Origin of the sequence: Streptomyces calidiresistens (assembly GCF_014141525.1) — a bacterium.
In the GTDB taxonomy this organism is placed as follows: Bacteria; Actinomycetota; Actinomycetes; order Streptomycetales; family Streptomycetaceae; genus Streptomyces; species Streptomyces calidiresistens.
The window spans coordinates 1-1,886 of sequence record NZ_VKHS01000942.1; the positions used below are offsets into that span (position 1 = coordinate 1).

Consider the following 1,886-nt stretch of genomic DNA (forward strand, 5'->3'; position numbering starts at 1 on the left):
GTGGTGGGGCGGCCCAGGAGGCGGGAGAGGTCGCCGGGGGTGTCGGCGAGCCAACCGGCGGCGATGTCCACGTCCATCCCGACCAGCATGCGGGCGGTCTCCGGGGGAACGCCCGAGCCGGTGAGGGCCGCCTCGTACTCCGCCGGCGGCAGGGAACGGTGCACCACCGGCACGCCCGCGACCCCGGCCACCACGGCGGCGAGGTCGGCCATGCTCCAGGCGGTGTCACCGGACAGTTCGTACACCTCGGCCGGATGCCCGGCGGTGAGGACGGCGGCCGCCGCGGCGGCGTAGTCGGCGCGGGGCGCGGAGGCGATCCGGCCGCCGTCGGTGGCGGAGGCGATGACGCCCTCGTCCACGGCCCGACGGATGATCTGCTCGTAGTTCTCGGTGTACCAGCCGTTGCGCAGCAGGGTGAAGGGCAGGCCGGAGGCGCGCAGGTGTCGTTCGGTGGCCAGGTGCTCGGGGGCGAGGGCCAGCGGGGTGGTGTCGGCGTGGAGGATGCTCGTGTAGGCGAGGTGTTCGACGCCGGCGGCGAGGGCCGCGTCGATGACGGCGCGGTGCTGGGGCTCCCGGCGGCCGACCTCGTTGCCCGAGACCAACAGGACGCGGCGGGCGCCGTCGAGGGCGCCGGGCAGGGTGTCGGGGCGGTCGTAGTCGGCCTCGCGGACCTCCACGCCGAGGGCCGCGAGGTCCTTCGCGCGCTCCGGGGAACGGACGGCGGCGACGAGCCCGGTGGCGGGTACGCCCCGGGCGAGGAGCGCGTCGATGGTCAGGCGGCCGAGGGAGCCACCGGCTCCGGTGACGACGATCACGGGGAAGTTCCTTCCGGGGGTTCCGCCGGCCCGTCCGGGTCGGCGGTGGTGGCGGGGGTCCCGTTGTTCCCGGCGGTCGGCACGGGACGACGGGGCAGGTGGGCGGGGCAGTCGTCCGGGCCGATGGCGGCGTTGATCCGGGTGCCGATGTCCCGCAACTGTCGGCGGCGCGCGGGGGTGAGCGGGTCGAAGACGAGCCGGCGCACCTCCTCCACGTGGCCGGGGGCGGTGGCGACGACCTTCTCCATGCCGGCGTCGGTGAGCACGGCGAGGGTGTAGCGGCCGTTGCACGGGTCGGGGGTGCGGCGCACCCAGCCCCGCTGTTCCAGGCGCTTGACCACGTGGGAGAGGCGGGAGAGCGAGCCGTCGGCGAAGACGGCCAGGTCGCTCATCCGCAGGGTGCGGTCCGGGGCCTCGGAGAGACCGGCGAGCACCTGGTACTCGAAGTGGCTGAGGCCGGCGTCCCGGCGCAACTGGGCGTCGAGGGCGGTGGGCAGGCGGATGAACAGCCCCACCAACTCCAGCCAGGTCTCTCGTTCCTCGGGGGTCAACCAGCGGGGTTCCGTCGCGTCCATGCCTCCCACCTTAACTTGATGCGTCAAGTGAGATGGAAGCACCTTTTACTTGAAGCGTCAAGTTTTAGGGTCCGGTGCCGGCACCCCGCCCCGCCCACACGGACGGGCCCCGGCCCGGCCGCGCCGTCGCGCGTCACCGGACCGGGGCCCGTCCGTCCCGCCGAGCGGGACGGGTCAACCGCCCAGGAGGCCGCCTAACCGAGCAGCCCACCGATGGTGCCCAGGCTGCTCCGATCACCCCCCTCGGCCGGCGGGGCGGGAGCCGGGCCGCCCTCGGCGGACGATTCCTCGCCGCCGGTGCCCCCGGCGGCACCCCCGTCCCCGGGGACCGGCGCCGGCGCCGGGGAACCGCTCTCCCGCCCCTGCTCGGGCGCGGCCGGGGCGGACTGCTGCGGCGGCACCCGCACCGTCTGGTCGCCACCGGGAACGCTCTCCACCGGCGCGGACTCCTCGGTGCCGCTCGGCCCCGCGGTCGCACCGGCGGTGGGGCGGGAGG

General features: G+C 75.7%; 2 protein-coding genes and 1 pseudogene. All 3 read right to left on the reverse strand.

The window, feature by feature from the left end; genetic code table 11:
- A partial coding sequence (locus FOE67_RS24365) for an NAD(P)H-binding protein (RefSeq protein WP_182666985.1) occupies window positions 1-815 on the reverse strand: 815 nt, incomplete at its 3' end.
- Entirely contained in the window at window positions 812-1,390 is a 579-nt protein-coding gene (locus FOE67_RS24370) for a MarR family winged helix-turn-helix transcriptional regulator (protein WP_182666986.1), read from the reverse strand. The genes FOE67_RS24365 and FOE67_RS24370, both read right to left, overlap by 4 nt.
- 194 nt (window positions 1,391-1,584) lie before the next feature.
- Window positions 1,585-1,886: pseudogene (locus FOE67_RS24375) on the reverse strand (hypothetical protein); the annotation flags it as partial.